The organism is Burkholderia sp. SR8, assembly GCF_052851275.1.
On record NZ_JAULUC010000036.1, the window covers coordinates 16,150 to 30,329 of the forward strand.

At 66.7% G+C, this 14,180-nt stretch carries 15 protein-coding genes and 4 tRNA genes; 14 read left to right on the forward strand and 5 right to left on the reverse strand.

Translation table 11 applies throughout. The annotated features are described in order from the left end of the window. Positions 1 to 62: 62 nt before the first annotated feature. Both Q3A80_RS29495 and Q3A80_RS29500 read left to right on the forward strand, forming a co-directional pair. Positions 63 to 326: a hypothetical protein gene (locus Q3A80_RS29495; protein ID WP_446332324.1), complete on the forward strand. Its 264-nt coding sequence runs from the start codon at positions 63 to 65 to the stop codon at positions 324 to 326. Positions 327 to 841: 515 nt separating this feature from the next. Next, on the forward strand, positions 842 to 1,984 hold the full coding sequence (locus Q3A80_RS29500; RefSeq protein ID WP_446332325.1) for a porin: 1,143 nt from the start codon (positions 842 to 844) through the stop codon (positions 1,982 to 1,984). Positions 1,985 to 2,082: 98 nt separating this feature from the next. On the opposite strand, the gene greB is transcribed toward Q3A80_RS29500, so the two are convergent. Continuing rightward, positions 2,083 to 2,646, reverse strand: coding sequence for a transcription elongation factor GreB (gene greB / locus Q3A80_RS29505; protein WP_446332326.1), 564 nt, complete (start codon positions 2,644 to 2,646; stop codon positions 2,083 to 2,085). A gap of 131 nt (positions 2,647 to 2,777) precedes the next feature. Here greB and Q3A80_RS29510 point away from each other — a divergent pair. From Q3A80_RS29510 to Q3A80_RS29520, 3 genes are all read left to right on the forward strand, one after another. Then, a tRNA-Arg gene (locus Q3A80_RS29510) sits at positions 2,778 to 2,854 on the forward strand. A gap of 68 nt (positions 2,855 to 2,922) precedes the next feature. Beyond that, a tRNA-Arg gene (locus Q3A80_RS29515) sits at positions 2,923 to 2,999 on the forward strand. A 61-nt stretch (positions 3,000 to 3,060) separates the two neighbouring features. Then, positions 3,061 to 3,137 (forward strand) — tRNA-Arg (locus Q3A80_RS29520). A 140-nt stretch (positions 3,138 to 3,277) separates the two neighbouring features. Here the strand turns inward: Q3A80_RS29520 and Q3A80_RS29525 are convergent. The 4 genes from Q3A80_RS29525 to Q3A80_RS29540 form a co-directional block, all read right to left on the reverse strand. After that, complete coding sequence (locus Q3A80_RS29525) at positions 3,278 to 5,644, reverse strand: RelA/SpoT family protein (RefSeq protein ID WP_446332327.1); 2,367 nt, start codon at positions 5,642 to 5,644, stop codon at positions 3,278 to 3,280. A gap of 63 nt (positions 5,645 to 5,707) precedes the next feature. Then, positions 5,708 to 5,911, reverse strand: a complete 204-nt coding sequence (rpoZ, locus tag Q3A80_RS29530) for a DNA-directed RNA polymerase subunit omega (protein ID WP_006025620.1) — start codon at positions 5,909 to 5,911, stop codon at positions 5,708 to 5,710. 58 nt (positions 5,912 to 5,969) lie between these two features. Next, complete coding sequence (gene gmk / locus Q3A80_RS29535) at positions 5,970 to 6,653, reverse strand: guanylate kinase (protein ID WP_446332328.1); 684 nt, start codon at positions 6,651 to 6,653, stop codon at positions 5,970 to 5,972. A gap of 6 nt (positions 6,654 to 6,659) precedes the next feature. Beyond that, the gene (locus Q3A80_RS29540; RefSeq protein WP_446332329.1) at positions 6,660 to 7,583 is read right to left on the reverse strand and encodes a YicC/YloC family endoribonuclease; all 924 of its coding nucleotides are present in this window, start codon (positions 7,581 to 7,583) and stop codon (positions 6,660 to 6,662) included. A 174-nt stretch (positions 7,584 to 7,757) separates the two neighbouring features. On the opposite strand from Q3A80_RS29540, the gene rph reads away from it, so the two are divergent. From rph to Q3A80_RS29585, 9 genes are all read left to right on the forward strand, one after another. Then, a complete protein-coding gene (rph, locus tag Q3A80_RS29545) occupies positions 7,758 to 8,498 on the forward strand; it encodes a ribonuclease PH (RefSeq protein ID WP_446332330.1) in 741 nt (246 codons plus the stop codon). After that, complete coding sequence (gene rdgB / locus Q3A80_RS29550; protein ID WP_446332331.1) at positions 8,491 to 9,120, forward strand: RdgB/HAM1 family non-canonical purine NTP pyrophosphatase; 630 nt, start codon at positions 8,491 to 8,493, stop codon at positions 9,118 to 9,120. Before rph ends, rdgB begins: the two co-directional genes overlap by 8 nt. 34 nt (positions 9,121 to 9,154) lie before the next feature. Further along, entirely contained in the window at positions 9,155 to 10,369 is a 1,215-nt protein-coding gene (hemW, locus tag Q3A80_RS29555) for a radical SAM family heme chaperone HemW (protein WP_446332332.1), read from the forward strand. Between the two features lie 42 nt (positions 10,370 to 10,411). After that, positions 10,412 to 10,499, forward strand: a tRNA-Ser gene (locus Q3A80_RS29560). A gap of 153 nt (positions 10,500 to 10,652) precedes the next feature. Continuing rightward, positions 10,653 to 11,054 carry a hypothetical protein gene (locus Q3A80_RS29565; protein ID WP_446332333.1) on the forward strand — a complete coding sequence of 134 codons (402 nt, stop codon included), beginning with the start codon at positions 10,653 to 10,655 and terminating at the stop codon, positions 11,052 to 11,054. Between the two features lie 148 nt (positions 11,055 to 11,202). Next, a complete protein-coding gene (locus tag Q3A80_RS29570) occupies positions 11,203 to 11,496 on the forward strand; it encodes a hypothetical protein (protein WP_446332334.1) in 294 nt (97 codons plus the stop codon). 268 nt (positions 11,497 to 11,764) lie between these two features. Then, entirely contained in the window at positions 11,765 to 12,256 is a 492-nt protein-coding gene (locus tag Q3A80_RS29575; RefSeq protein ID WP_446332335.1) for an energy transducer TonB family protein, read from the forward strand. A 293-nt stretch (positions 12,257 to 12,549) separates the two neighbouring features. Next, positions 12,550 to 13,860 (forward strand): MFS transporter, encoded by a 1,311-nt coding sequence (locus Q3A80_RS29580; RefSeq protein ID WP_446332336.1) that lies wholly within the window; start codon positions 12,550 to 12,552, stop codon positions 13,858 to 13,860. Positions 13,861 to 13,966: 106 nt separating this feature from the next. After that, positions 13,967 to 14,146 (forward strand): hypothetical protein, encoded by a 180-nt coding sequence (locus Q3A80_RS29585; protein WP_446332337.1) that lies wholly within the window; start codon positions 13,967 to 13,969, stop codon positions 14,144 to 14,146. The last annotated feature ends 34 nt before the right edge of the window (positions 14,147 to 14,180 follow it).

The following is a 14,180-nucleotide window of genomic DNA, read 5'->3' on the forward strand; positions in this document are numbered from 1 at the left end:
CCGGGTTGCGTAAAACGAAGCGCGTTGCGATGCTGAAGTCATACGGATGAAAGGAGACGGTCATGTGGCTGGACGGAATCAAGCGCTTCGCGAGCCGGCTGGCGCGCGTACGCCGCAAGTCCCGCGCGCTGGCCGAGTCCCGTGAAGTACCGTGCGACACCGAGTTCGACCCGACGTGGCACGGCGATCATTGGCAGAACCTGCTGGCGTCACCGCTGGATGCCCGTCACTACGTGATGGAAGACTGGACGTATACGCCGCTGCAGACGGAAACCAACGACACGGAACCGGCTGTCAAGCGCAAGCGACGCTCGTACACGCAATAGGAGCCGGACCGGAAAGGATCGGAACGACAGGCGAAAAAAAAGCGCGACTGGGAAGTCGCGCCGACAAAGGTTTGGAGATCTTTTCCGTCAACGAAAAAGTCTGCTTCGGAAAGCAGAGATCGCAGTATAGCGAGAGAACATCCTTTCATTATCCATGCTGCGCACAAACCTCTATTGCCGATGTGTCAATAATCGGATTGGCGCGGCGCGCGCCGCGTGCCTCACCGCCTGTCGCAATCGCGCAACGCCCGTTCGGCGGTGCTGAGCGCCCGTCCGGCGTGCTGCGCTGCCGCGAAGTCTTGATAGTCGCGGCTTGCCGCGCATGCGCGCATTCTTGCGCGATTCAAAATACAGTATTGCCGCAAGCAGTTTTCTTAGGTACCCGGCACGCTCCGTACACTGCAGATGGATTTCCGACGAGGGTGCCGCGCCCCGCGCGCACGGCGTTGCCGACCCGCGACGCCGCCGATGCCCGCAGCAGGTTCGATCGACCTCATCCTGTTTGGAGACGGATCATGAAGAAGACCCTGATCGTCGCGGCATTGGCCGGCGTGACCGCCACCGCCGCCCATGCGCAAAGCAGTGTCACGCTGTACGGACTGATCGACGCCGGCATTACCTACACGAACAACCAGGGCGGCCATAGCGCGTGGCAGCAGACGACCGGCTCGATCAACGGCAGCCGCTGGGGGCTGCGCGGGACCGAGGATCTCGGCGGCGGCCTGAAAGCGATCTTCACGCTGGAAAACGGCTTCGGCATCAACAACGGCACGCTGAAGCAGAACGGGCGAGAATTCGGCCGCCAGGCGTTCGTCGGGCTCGCGGACACCCGCTTCGGTTCGCTGACGCTCGGCCGCCAGTACGACAGCGTCGTCGATTACCTCGGCCCGCTGTCGCTCACCGGCACCCAGTACGGCGGCACGCAGTTCGCGCACCCGTTCGACAACGACAACCTGAACAACTCGTTCCGGATCAACAACTCGGTCAAATACCAGAGCGCGAACTACGGCGGCCTGAAGTTCGGCGCACTGTACGGCTTCTCGAACTCCAGCGACTTCTCGAACAACCGCGCGTACAGCGTGGGCGCGTCGTACACCTACATGGGCTTCAACATCGCGGCCGCGTACATGCAGCTGAACAACAACATCAACGCGCTGGCGCTCGCGGCCAGCGACCCCGGCGCGGTCGCCGGCGACTGGACGTTCGCAGCCAGCCGGCAGCGCACGTGGGGCGCCGGCCTCAACTATGCGTTCGGCCCCGCGACCGCCGGTTTCGTCTTCACGCAGACGCGCCTGACCGATTCGGCCCGCATCAGCGCCGGACAGTCGGGCGTTTCGGGCGGCATCCCGCTCGCGGGCGGCACGCGCTTCAACAATTACGAAGTGAACGGCCGCTATGCGCTGTCACCGGCGTTCTCGCTGGCCGGCTCGTACACGTATACCGACGGCCGGCTCGACGGCCAGACGCCGAGCTGGCACCAGTTCAACCTGCAGGCCGACTATGCGCTGTCGAAGCGCACCGACCTGTACCTGCAGGGCGAATATCAACGCGTCAATGCGGATGGTCTCGCGATCGGCGCGAACATCAACGGGCTCGGCACCGCGTCGTCGACGAACAAGCAGATCGCCGTCACGGCCGGCATGCGCCACCGCTTCTGAGCGATCGCGCCGCGCGCTCATTCACGCGACGCCACCATGACGAAGCGCCCCACCCGGGGCGCTTTTTCGTTCCCGCGACGCGCTGCGCCGCGACGGCTTCACGCGTCGCCGGGCGCCGGATAGCGGACGTCGAGCACGTCGATCGGCTGCGGGCCGGCCGGCGTCATCAGCGTGACGGTATCGCCGATCTTCGCCTTGATGAGCGCGCGCGCGACCGGCGAGATCCAGCTTACGCAGCCGCGATCGAGATCGACCTCGTCGATCCCGACGATCGTGACGGTATGGTCCTCGCCGTCCTCGGTCGCATAGTCGACGGTCGCGCCGAAGAACACCTGGTCGACGTTCTCCTGCCGGCTCGCGTCGACGACTTCCGCGAGATCGAGCCGCTTCGTCAGGAAACGGATCCGGCGGTCGATCTCGCGCAGCCGCCGCTTGCCGTAGATGTAGTCGCCATTTTCCGACCGGTCGCCGTTCGACGCGGCCCACGACACGAGCCGCACGACCTCGGGACGCTCGACGTCGATCAGATTCAGCAGTTCGTCCCGGAGCCGCTTGTGGCCGGCCGGGGTGATGTAGTTTTTCGTGCCCGCGGGAATCGCGGGCTGACTCGGGTCGAGATCGTCGTCGTCGCCGTCCGACTCTTTGACAAACGCCTTGTTCATGATGCAGATTCAACACGTGGATGACTGATTGCTTCAAGGGTACACGAAGGTGGCCGCGCAAGATCATGCGACCTATTTTGCGAATAAGGCTTCCCTTTTTATACAACTCTGCTATACTTCCGCTTCTGCGTGCGGCTGTAGCTCAGTTGGATAGAGTACTTGGCTACGAACCAAGGGGTCGTGGGTTCGAATCCTGCCAGCCGCGCCACCTTTTTCGAGGGCCTTCCGAACCGAAGGCCCTTTCAGTTCGAAGCAGTAGCAGTTTTGTTTTTGCGTGCGGCTGTAGCTCAGTTGGATAGAGTACTTGGCTACGAACCAAGGGGTCGTGGGTTCGAATCCTGCCAGCCGCGCCACCTTTTTGGGGGCCTTCCCATCGCAGAAGGTTCCGACAGTTGAAGTAGTACCGCTTTGCGTGCGGCTGTAGCTCAGTTGGATAGAGTACTTGGCTACGAACCAAGGGGTCGTGGGTTCGAATCCTGCCAGCCGCGCCACCTCAGAAGGGCCTTCCTCCGGGAAGGCCCTTTTTTCTTTTCCGCTCCCCTCTTCTCTTGAGGCGAAGCACGTCCGCCTCGCAAACGAAAACGGCGGCCCGTGGCCGCCGTCGGATCCCGCTGCAACGCAACGCGCAGCGTCAGTAATCCTGCCGCTCGCGCTCGATGCGCATCCCGCCGTCGTGGCGCGCATGCACGCTGTCGTCGGTCGAGCGCTCGCGCATGATCCGCATCACGTCCGGATTGGTCCGCACGCGCCGCATCACGTTCGCGAGGTGCACGCGGTCGCTGACCTGGATCACGAAGCGCAGCACCGTCGATTCGTGCGTCAGATCCTCGTCCATCGCAATGTGGACGATGTTCGCGTCGGCCGACGTGATGTCCGCCGCGACGCGCGCGAAGATGCCCTTCGTGTTCTTCACGAGCGCCTTCACCGCGACGTCGAACAGACGGCCCGGCTGCGGCGCCCATTCGACGTCGATCCAGCGGCCCGGATCGCGGCGATGGATGCGCTGCGCGACGCGGCAATCGGTCGTATGAATCGCCATCCCGAGGCCGATGCCGATGTAGCCCATGATCGCGTCGCCCGGAATCGGCCGGCAGCAGGCCGACAGCTGCACCGACATCCCTTCGGTGCCGGTGATGACGACCGGCGGCGCGTTGTGCGCGGGATGGCGCTCGGACTTCGGCAGATCGTCGTCCGCATCGCGGCCGGTCATCAGCACCTCGATGCGCTTGGCCATTACCGCGGCGACGCGACGGCCGAGGCCGATGTCCGCGAAGATTTCCTGGCGGCTCTTGTTGCCCGTCCACTGCACGAGCTTTTCCCATACTTCCGGCCCGACGTCGGCCAGCGCGAGCCCGTAGCCCTTCAGGCTCTGGTCGACGAGCCGCTCGCCGAGCTGCACCGACTCGTTCAGCCGCATCGTCTTCAGGTAGTGACGAATCGCCGAGCGCGCCTTGCCGGTGCGCACGAAACCGAGCCACGCGGGGTTCGGCTTCGAATACGGCGCGGTGATCACCTCGACGATGTCGCCGCTCTTCAGCTCGGTACGCAGCGGCAGCAGCTCGTTGTTGATCTTCACGGCCACGCACTGGTTGCCGAGATCGCTGTGGATCGAATACGCGAAATCGAGCGCCGTCGCGCCGCGCGGCAGCGCCATGATCTTCGACTTCGGCGTGAACACGTAGACCGCATCCGGGAACAGGTCGATCTTCACGTGCTCGAGGAATTCGCTCGAATCGCCGGCTTCGCTTTGGATGTCGAGCAGCGACTTCAGCCACTGGTGCGCGCGCTTCTGCACGTCGTTCAGGTCGGCACCGCCGTTCTTGTACAGCCAGTGCGCGGCCACGCCTGCCTCGGCGATCTCGTGCATCTTGCGCGTGCGGACCTGGAACTCGATCGGCGCGCCGAACGGGCCGACGAGCGTCGTGTGCAGCGACTGATAGCCGTTGATCTTCGGGATCGCGATGTAGTCCTTGAACTTGCCGGGCACGGGCTTGTACAGCGCGTGGAGCGCGCCGATGCACGTGTAGCAGTCGAGCGGGCTGTCGACGACGACGCGAAAGCCGTACACGTCGAGCACCTGCGAGAACGACAGCTGCTTGTCGCGCATCTTCCGGTAGATGCTGTAGATCGTCTTTTCGCGGCCGGTGATCTCGGCGTCGATCTTCGCGTCGGTCATCGCGCGCTGCGCGGCCTCGAGGATCTTGCTGATCACTTCGCGGCGGTTGCCGCGCGCGGCCTTCACGGCCTTCTCGAGCGTCGCGTAACGATGCGGGTTGAAATTCGCGAAGCTCATGTCCTGCAGCTCGCGATACGTGTTGTTCAACCCGAGGCGGTGCGCGATCGGCGCGTAGATGTCGAGCGTCTCGCGCGCGACGCGGCGGCGCTTTTCCATCGGCACCGCGCCGAGCGTGCGCATGTTGTGCAGGCGGTCGGCGAGCTTGACGAGGATCACGCGCACGTCGCGCGCCATCGCGAGCAGCATCTTGCGGAAGTTTTCCGCCTGCGCTTCCTCGCGGCTGCGGAACTCCATCTTGTCGAGCTTGGACAGCCCGTCGACCAGTTCGGCGACCTTCGGGCCGAACCGTTCGGCCAGCTCGCTCTTGGTCACGCCCTGGTCTTCCATCACGTCGTGCAGCAGCGCGGCCATCACGGCTTGCGCGTCGAGCTTCCAGCCGGCGCAGATTTCCGCGACGGCGACGGGATGGGTGATGTAGGGTTCGCCGCTCTGGCGATATTGACCGAGGTGGGCTTCGTCGCTGAAGTGGAACGCCGCCTTGACCTCTTTGATTTCATCCGGAGGGAGATACTCGGCAAGCGCGGCGGTCAGTTTCGCGATCGAAACGACGCCGTGCTTGCGCGGCTGCTCCGGAGTGGCGGTCGGCCCGAACAGATGCCGGAAGGACTGTTCGAGGACCGCGTCGATGTACTGGCGCGCAGGCGACTGGGCCGTAGCTTCGGTGGTCGAATCCGCGGAGGCGGACGATGGGGTGGTGCTCATATTCGCCTCCAGGTCGAGTCGTTGCGCGCGGGGACTACATGGCTGGAACGGGCCGGATGCGCGTTACACCGGCACCTTCTTCAGCATCTCGACGCCGACCTGGCCGGCAGCGATCTCGCGCAGCGCGACGACGGTCGGCTTGTCGCGGCTCTCGATCTTCGGCGTATGGCCTTGCGCGAGCTGCCGCGCGCGGTAGGTGGCGGCGAGCGCCAGTTCGAAGCGGTTGGGGATTTGCTTCAGGCAGTCTTCGACGGTAATGCGAGCCATGTTGGAAATTCCTTCTGAATATAGTGCTTATTCTACCTTATGTCCCTCTGCCCCCGCGTCATTCCGCGTGGGGCAGATGGATGCCGAGTTCGATGAACAGCTCCGCGTGTCGCGCGTACTGCGAAGCGAAGCGCAGGCGCGTCGCCGCGACGATGCATTCGAGCTCGGCGAGCGCACGATCGAAATTCTCGTTGATCACGACGTATTCCGCTTCGGACGCATGCGCCATCTCGCTGCCGGCGGCGAGCAGGCGCCGCGTGATCACGTTCGGCTCGTCCTGGCCGCGCTTCTTCAAACGCTCCTCGAGCGCGTCGAGCGACGGCGGCAGGATGAAGATGCCGACCGCGTTGCGGAACTGCTTCTTCACCTGCTGCGCGCCCTGCCAGTCGATCTCGAGCAGCACGTCGTGGCCGCTCGCCATCTGTTCTTCGATCCAGACGCGCGACGTGCCGTAGTAGTTGCCGTGCACTTCCGCGCTCTCGAGGAATTCGTGCGCGGCGTGGCGCGCGCGGAAGTCCTCGACGGTCGTGAAGTGGTAGTGCTGGCCGTCCTGCTCGCCCGGGCGCGGCTTGCGCGTCGTGTACGAAATCGACAGGCAGATGTCGCTGTCCTTCGACAGCAGCGCGTTCACGAGCGTCGACTTGCCGGCGCCCGACGGCGCGATGACCATGAACAGGTTGCCGGGATAGACGCCGCCGTGCAGCGCATGCGACGTGTGCGCGTCGCGATGAGATTCCGTCATGTTGCTTTACTCCAGGTTTTGCACTTGCTCGCGCATCTGCTCGATCAGCAGCTTCAGCGCCATCGACGCGTCGGCGAGTTCCTTCGCCGCCGCCTTCGAGCCGAGCGTGTTCGCTTCGCGATTCAGTTCCTGCATCATGAAGTCGAGACGCTTGCCGACGCGGCCGCCCTTCTCGATCACGTGACGCGTTTCGTTCAGGTGCGCGGTGAGTCGCGACAGCTCTTCCGCGATGTCGATCCGGATGCCGTACATCGTCACTTCCTGACGAATGCGCTCCGCGGCTTCCTCGCGCGTGACGACCGTCGAGCCGCCTTCGGGCGCCGCGAGGCCGAGCGCTTCCTGCAGCCGCTCGACGATCTTCTGCTGGTGCTTCGCGATCAGCTCCGGCACGAGCGGCGTGATGCGCGCGACGATCGCTTCCATTTCGGTGACGTTCGACAGCAGCATCGCCGCGAGTTGCGCGCCTTCGCGCGAGCGCACGACGACGAGCTCGCCGATCGCTTCCTTGCCGCACGCGAGCACCGCGTCGCGGATCGCTTCGGCCGACACGCCGCTCTCGGCGAGCACGCCCGGCCAGCGCAGGATCTCGCCCGCGCGCAGACGGCCGACGTCCGGAAACGAATCGAGCACCGAGCGCTCGAGTTCGGCGAGCTGGCCGAGTGCCGTCTGGTTCAGCGCGCCCGCGCCGATGCTCTGCTCGCCGCGCTGCAGGTTGATGCGCACGTCGACCTTGCCGCGCGACAGCTTGTTCATCAGCATCTCGCGCAGCGCGGGCTCGCACGCGCGCACGTCGTCCGGCATGCGGAAGTTCAGGTCAAGGAAACGCGAGTTCACGGTGCGCAGTTCGACCGACACGCTCGTGCCGCCGTTGCCGGCCGCCGTCGCGAGTTCGCGCGTCGCGTTCGCATAGCCCGTCATGCTGTAGATCATGGTTCGTCTCGCCGTCTGGGTGCCCTTGCCGGGCGGGAATATGTCGAGGCGCCCGGCGCATTGCAAGGCGCGGGGCGGGAAGCGCGCATTATCCCATTTTTGCGCCCCACCCCGCCGGGCGCGCGTGCCGTTCGGCGCTAAAATCGGGGTTTCCTCTTCCGCCCACGATTCCCCATGACGTCTTCCCTGTCCCGCCCGAGCGGCCGTCGCGCCGACGAACTGCGCAAGGTCGCGCTCACGCGCCACTACACGAAACACGCCGAAGGCTCGGTGCTCGTCGAATTCGGCGACACCAAGGTGATCTGCACCGCCAGCGTCGCCGAACGCGTGCCCGAGTTCCTGCGCGAGCGCGGCCAGGGCTGGCTGACGGCCGAATACGGGATGCTGCCGCGCGCGACCCACACGCGCAGCGACCGTGAAGCCGCGCGCGGCAAGCAGACGGGCCGCACGCAGGAAATTCAGCGCCTGATCGGCCGCGCGCTGCGCGCGGTGTTCGACCTCGACGCGCTCGGCCCGCGCACGATCCACATCGACTGCGACGTGATCCAGGCCGACGGCGGCACGCGCACGGCGAGCATCACCGGCGCGTTCGTCGCCGCGCACGACGCCGTGTCGAAGCTGATCGCGGCCGGCAAGCTCGCGCGCTCGCCGATCACCGACCACGTCGCCGCGATCTCGGTCGGCGTGTACGCAGGCGCCCCGGTGCTCGACCTCGACTACGCGGAAGATTCGCAGTGCGACACCGACATGAACGTCGTGATGACGGGCGCGGGCGGCTTCGTCGAAGTCCAGGGCACCGCCGAAGGCGTGCCGTTCTCGCGCGCCGAAATGAACGCGCTGCTCGACCTCGCGCAAAGCGGGATCGGCCGGCTCGTGCAGCTGCAGAAGGACGTGCTGGGCGCCGGCCATGTCTGACGATCGCACCCTCGCCCCGCTGTCGCGCATCGTGCTCGCGTCGAACAACGCCGGCAAGCTGCGCGAATTCACGGCGCTGTTCTCGACGGTCGGCATCGAGATCGTGCCGCAGGGCGACCTGGCCGTGCCCGAGGCCGACGAGCCGTTCGGCACCTTCATCGAGAATGCGCTGACGAAAGCGCGGCACGCGTCGCGGCTCACCGGGCTGCCGGCAATCGCCGACGATTCGGGCCTGTGCGTGCGCGCGCTGCGCGGCGCACCGGGCGTCTATTCGGCGCGCTACGCGCAGCGCGCGGGCCGCGCCAAGGGCGACGCGGCGAACAATGCGTACCTCGTCGAGCAACTGCACGGCGTGAACGACCGGCGCGCATACTATTGCTGCGTGCTCGCGCTCGTGCGCCACGCGGACGATCCCGAGCCGCTGTTCGCCGAAGGCCGCTGGGCCGGCGAGATCGTCGATACGCCGCGCGGCGAGCACGGATTCGGCTACGACCCGCATTTTTACCTGCCGTCGCTCGGCGCGACGGCGGCCGAACTCGAGCCGGCCGTGAAGAACACGCACAGCCATCGCGCGCTCGCGCTGAAGGCGCTGCTCGCGCGGCTTGCAGAGGAACCCGCATGATCGTCTTCACCACGCACTCGCAGCCGGAGGCCGCATGAGCCAGGCCGCGCAAACCGGCGCACGCGTCGTCGCAACCTTCACGTCGCCCGGCCAGGTGCGGCTCACGTCGCTGCCGCCGCTCGCGCTGTACGTGCATTTTCCGTGGTGCGTGCGCAAGTGCCCGTACTGCGATTTCAACTCGCACGAATGGAAGGGCGAACGGTTCCCGGAGACGGAATATCTCGACGCGCTGCGTGCCGATCTCGAACAGGCGCTGCCGCTCGTGTGGGGTCGGCAGGTGCATACGGTGTTCATCGGCGGCGGCACGCCGAGCCTGCTGTCGGCCGCCGGTCTCGACCGTCTGCTGTCCGACGTGCGCGCATTGCTGCCGCTCGACGCCGACGCGGAGATCACGCTCGAGGCGAATCCCGGCACGTTCGAGGCCGCGAAGTTCGCGCAGTTTCGCGCGAGCGGCGTGAATCGCCTGTCGGTCGGCATCCAGAGCTTCAACGAAGGCCATCTGAAGGCGCTCGGCCGCATTCACGACACCACGCAGGCGCGTGCGGCCGTCGAGATCGCCGCGAAGACGTTCGACAACTTCAACCTCGACTTGATGTTCGCGCTGCCGAACCAGACGCTCGACGAATGCCGGGCCGACATCGAGACTGCGCTGTCGTACGCGCCGCCGCATCTGTCGCTGTATCACCTGACGCTCGAGCCGAACACGCTGTTCGCGAAGTTCCCGCCCGCGGTGCCCGACGACGACGCGTCGGCCGACATGCAGGAATGGATCCATGAGCGCACGGCCGAGGCCGGTTACGGGCGCTACGAAGTGTCCGCGTACGCGAAGCCGAATCATCAGTGCAAGCACAACCTGAATTACTGGCGCTTCGGCGACTATCTCGGGATCGGCGCCGGCGCGCACACGAAGCTGTCATTCCCGAACCGGATCCTGCGGCAGGCGCGCTACAAGCATCCGGCGGCCTTCATCGAGCAGGCGATGGCCGGCACGCCGGTGCAGGAGGAGCGTGAAGTGGGCGCGCGCGACCTGCCGTTCGAGTTCATGCTGAACACGCTGCGGCTCGTCGAGGGCTTCCCCGTGCACAGTTTTGTCGAGCGCACCGGGCTGCCGATCAGCACGATCGAGCCTGCGCTGCAGGAAGCGGAGCGGCGCGGGCTGATCACGCGCGATTTCGCGCAGATCGCGCCGACGCCGCTCGGCCAGCGCTTCCTCAACGACCTGCAGGAATTGTTCCTGCGCGACGATTGACGCGGAACGGCGCGGCATTTCGGTTACAATGCCGCCTCGTGTGGAAGCGTGGCCGAGCGGTTTAAGGCACTGGTCTTGAAAACCAGCGACGGGAAACTGTCCGTGAGTTCGAATCTCACCGCTTCCGCCACGCGGTTCGCCAAACCCCGTCCATTCATCGAATGACGGGGTTTTTGTTTGCCCGCGGCATTTTCCGGCCGCAGCGCGCCCCCCGCGTGCCGACGCATCGCGCCCGATCCCGTTACAATCCGGCGCTCCGAATCGCGAAACGGGAAACCACGTCATGAAGCCCTTCATCGCCTCGTCGCTCGCCGCGCTGCTGGCCGCCGTCGGCACGCACGCAGCGGCCGCCGATTCCGCCTCCGGCACCGATGCACCGACGCCGTCGTGCGCGATCGCGTACGTGAAGGGCGTCGGCGGCTCGCCGCGCAGCCTGCGCGAATATCTCGCGAGCCCGACGCCGTACAACTACCTGAAGGAAAACGAACTCCAGTGCAAGGTGTCGGACGACGGCCGCGCGTCGAACTGCACCGGCGTGACCTACATCCGCAACGAACAGGTCAGCGTGTACGACGATTCGGACCCGGCGACGCTGACGGTCGTCGCGCCGGTCGAGCTCGAGCACGGCGAGAAGTATCCGGTGATCCTCGTCGTGCAGCGCAAGGACGCGCGCTGTACGCGCTAGTGCGCGACCCGGCTCGACCGGCGTTGCGCTGCGCGGGTCTCACGGGCCGGGCCGTCATCGCCTAGAATTCGATCAGCACGGCGACACGACCGCCGCCGCGACTCGATGCCGCTCGCGCCATCCGCGCGTGCGGCGCACGGAGACCGCCATGACCGAACTGTCGACCGCGACGGATCACGTCGATTACGAAGGCTTCGAGATTCATGTCGTGCCGGGCCTCGTTCCCGGCAGCGACGCGCGCTATACGTACACCGGCTACGTATGCCATCCGGGCGTGAATCCCGCCCTCCCCGGTCATGCGGTGGCCTTCCATGCGGACGGCGAGGAAAGCTTCGCGAGCGTCGACGATGCAGTGCACGAGGCCGTGCACATCGGCAAGAGCATCATCGACGGTACGCATCCGGACCTGTCCGTTCTGTCGCTCGTGACGCACGGCTACTGACCAGAGCAGCGCCGGCCGGGCCACGGGATCGCCGCTGTGCGCCGCGCGCGGGCGGTGGGGCACGCATGTCCCCCGCATGTCCCCGCATGTCCCCGCATGTCCCCCGCTTGTCGTCACATGTCACGTCACATCGCGACGCCGCCGGCCGCGCCAGGGAGCGATCATTCGCGCTCGCGCCGTCGCGTGCCGCGGATTATGCGTTTCTCCCGATAACGTGTCGCGCTCGGGCGCCTATCATTTTTTTATAGTCACTCCCGGCTTGCCTCCCATGCTCCCTCTACCCCGCCCGGGTGCCGACCGGCCGCGTGTCGCCGCGCTGGTCGCCGCCCTGTTGCTTGCCGCCTGCACGATCACGCCGCCGCCGTCGCTGCATTCGGTGCTGACGATCCCGTCGATCACGCGCGGCGCCAATCTCGACCAGTACCGCGTGGAAGTCGCGCGGTGCGTCGCCGAGCACAATCCATCCGGCGTATCGCGCGGCACACCGCAGGCGATGCTGCGCTCGCTCGTCGTCGTCGCGTTCACCGTCGATCGCGGCGGCCGCCTCGTCAACGCGTCCGTCTATCGCAGCAACGGCGACAGCGAAGCGGAAGCGCTCGCGCTCGCGTCGCTGCGCCGCTCGGCACCATTGCCGGCACCGCCGTCGAAACTGCTGGACGGCAATGGCCGGATCGAGATGATGGAAGGCTGGCTGTTCAACGACGACGGACGCTTCCAGCTGCAGAGCACGGCGTCCGCGCAGGCGCAGTCGATCGATTGAGCCTGCGCCCGCCCGCGATTGCCGCTATGTCGCGGCGCTGGCTATAATTTTCCGCAATCGCGGGGTCACCCTCCCGCGCGCGTTCGCATGCCGCACCCGGCATGCGAGCCGACCACGCCGGCACCGGGCGGCGGCGACCTATCCGTCTCCATCGTCGACCGGCGGGTGACGTCCGCGCCACGGCGCGCGTCCACGCCGCCACCGCATCATCCGCCCGGCTGCGAGCGGCAGGCGTTCGTGCCTGCCCGACCGTACGCCCGGCCGATCGCCCCAACGACAAAACGGAGACATCCATGTCCGCATCTCCCCCGGCCGTTGCACATGCAACCGGTTCGGCCACCGCCGTCAGCCACCGGCGCATCGTGTTCGCGAGCTTCATCGGCACCGCGATCGAGTTCTACGATTTCTACGTGTACGCGACCGCCGCGGCGCTCGTCATCGGCCCCGTGTTCTTCCCGCACGGCTCCGCGACCGCGCAGGCGCTGTCCGCGTTCGTCACGTTCGGCATCGCGTTCATCGCGCGGCCGATCGGTTCGTTCCTGTTCGGCCACTTCGGCGACCGCATCGGCCGCAAATCGACGCTCGTCGCGTCGCTGCTGGTAATGGGCATCTCGACCACCGCGATCGGTTTCGTGCCCGGCTACGATGCGATCGGCGCGCTCGCGCCGGTGCTGCTGTGCGTGCTGCGCTTCGGCCAGGGCATCGGGCTCGGCGGCGAATGGGGCGGCGCGGCGCTGCTCGCGACCGAGCATGCGCCGCAAGGCAAGCGCGGCTGGTTCGGGATGTTCCCGCAGCTCGGGCCGTCGGTCGGCTTCCTGATGTCGAACGGCCTGTTCTTCGCGCTCGCGCTGTCGCTGTCCGACGAACAGTTCCGCAGCTGGGGCTGGCGCATCCCGTTCCTCGTCAGCGCGGTGCTCGTGGCGCTCGGCCTGTACGTGCGGCTGAAGATCACCGAGACGCCGGCGTTCCAGGCCGCGCTCGACCGCAACGAGCGCGTGCGCGTGCCGGTCGCGACGCTCGTGTCGCAACACTGGCAGCCGACGCTGCTCGGCGCGCTCGCGATGGTGGTCTGCTACACGCTGTTCTACATCTCGACCGTGTTCTCGCTGTCGTACGGCGTGTCGGCGCTGCATATTCCGCGCCAGAGCTTCCTCGGGCTGCTGTGCTTCGCGGTCGTGTTCATGGGGCTCGCGACACCGCTGTCGGCGTGGGCGTCGGACCGCTTCGGCCGCAAGCCGGTGCTGGTCGTCGGCGCAATCGCCGCGCTGCTGTCCGGCTTCGCGATGGAACCGCTGCTCGGCAGCGGCTCGATGCCGCTCGTCGCGCTGTTCCTGACGATCGAGCTGTTCCTGATGGGCGTGACGTTCGCGCCGATGGGTGCGCTGCTGCCGGAGTTGTTCCCGACCAACGTCCGCTATACGGGCGCCGGCGTCGCGTACAACCTCGGCGGGATTCTCGGCGCGTCGATCGCACCGTACATCGCGCAACTGCTCGCCGCACGCGGCGGCCTGTCGTGGGTCGGCGGTTACGTGTCGGTCGCGGCGGCGATCAGCCTGATCGGCGTGCTGCTGATGCGCGAAACGCGCGACGCATCGCTCGTCTGAGCGTCCGGGGCGCCCCGGGTTGTGCGGCGGGGGGCGCCGCCTATACTCGATCGCGGGGGCGCCGCTGCGCGCGCCCCGGGATTCCCGCCCCGAAGGAGCCGCCGCGATGAACGTCCACCTCGACAACGCCGACCTCGTCCTGATCCTGGCACTCGCGCTGGGCGGCGCGCTGCTGCTCGCGGCGCGCTTCCGGCCGAAAACCTGGCGCGGTCTGCTGATCGAGGCGTTGCTGGCCAATCTGGCGGCGATCGCCGCGGTGGTCACCGTCGAAGTGCTGCTCGCCTGAACCGGCCGGCGCCGCGTCCGGAACCGGCTCGCGT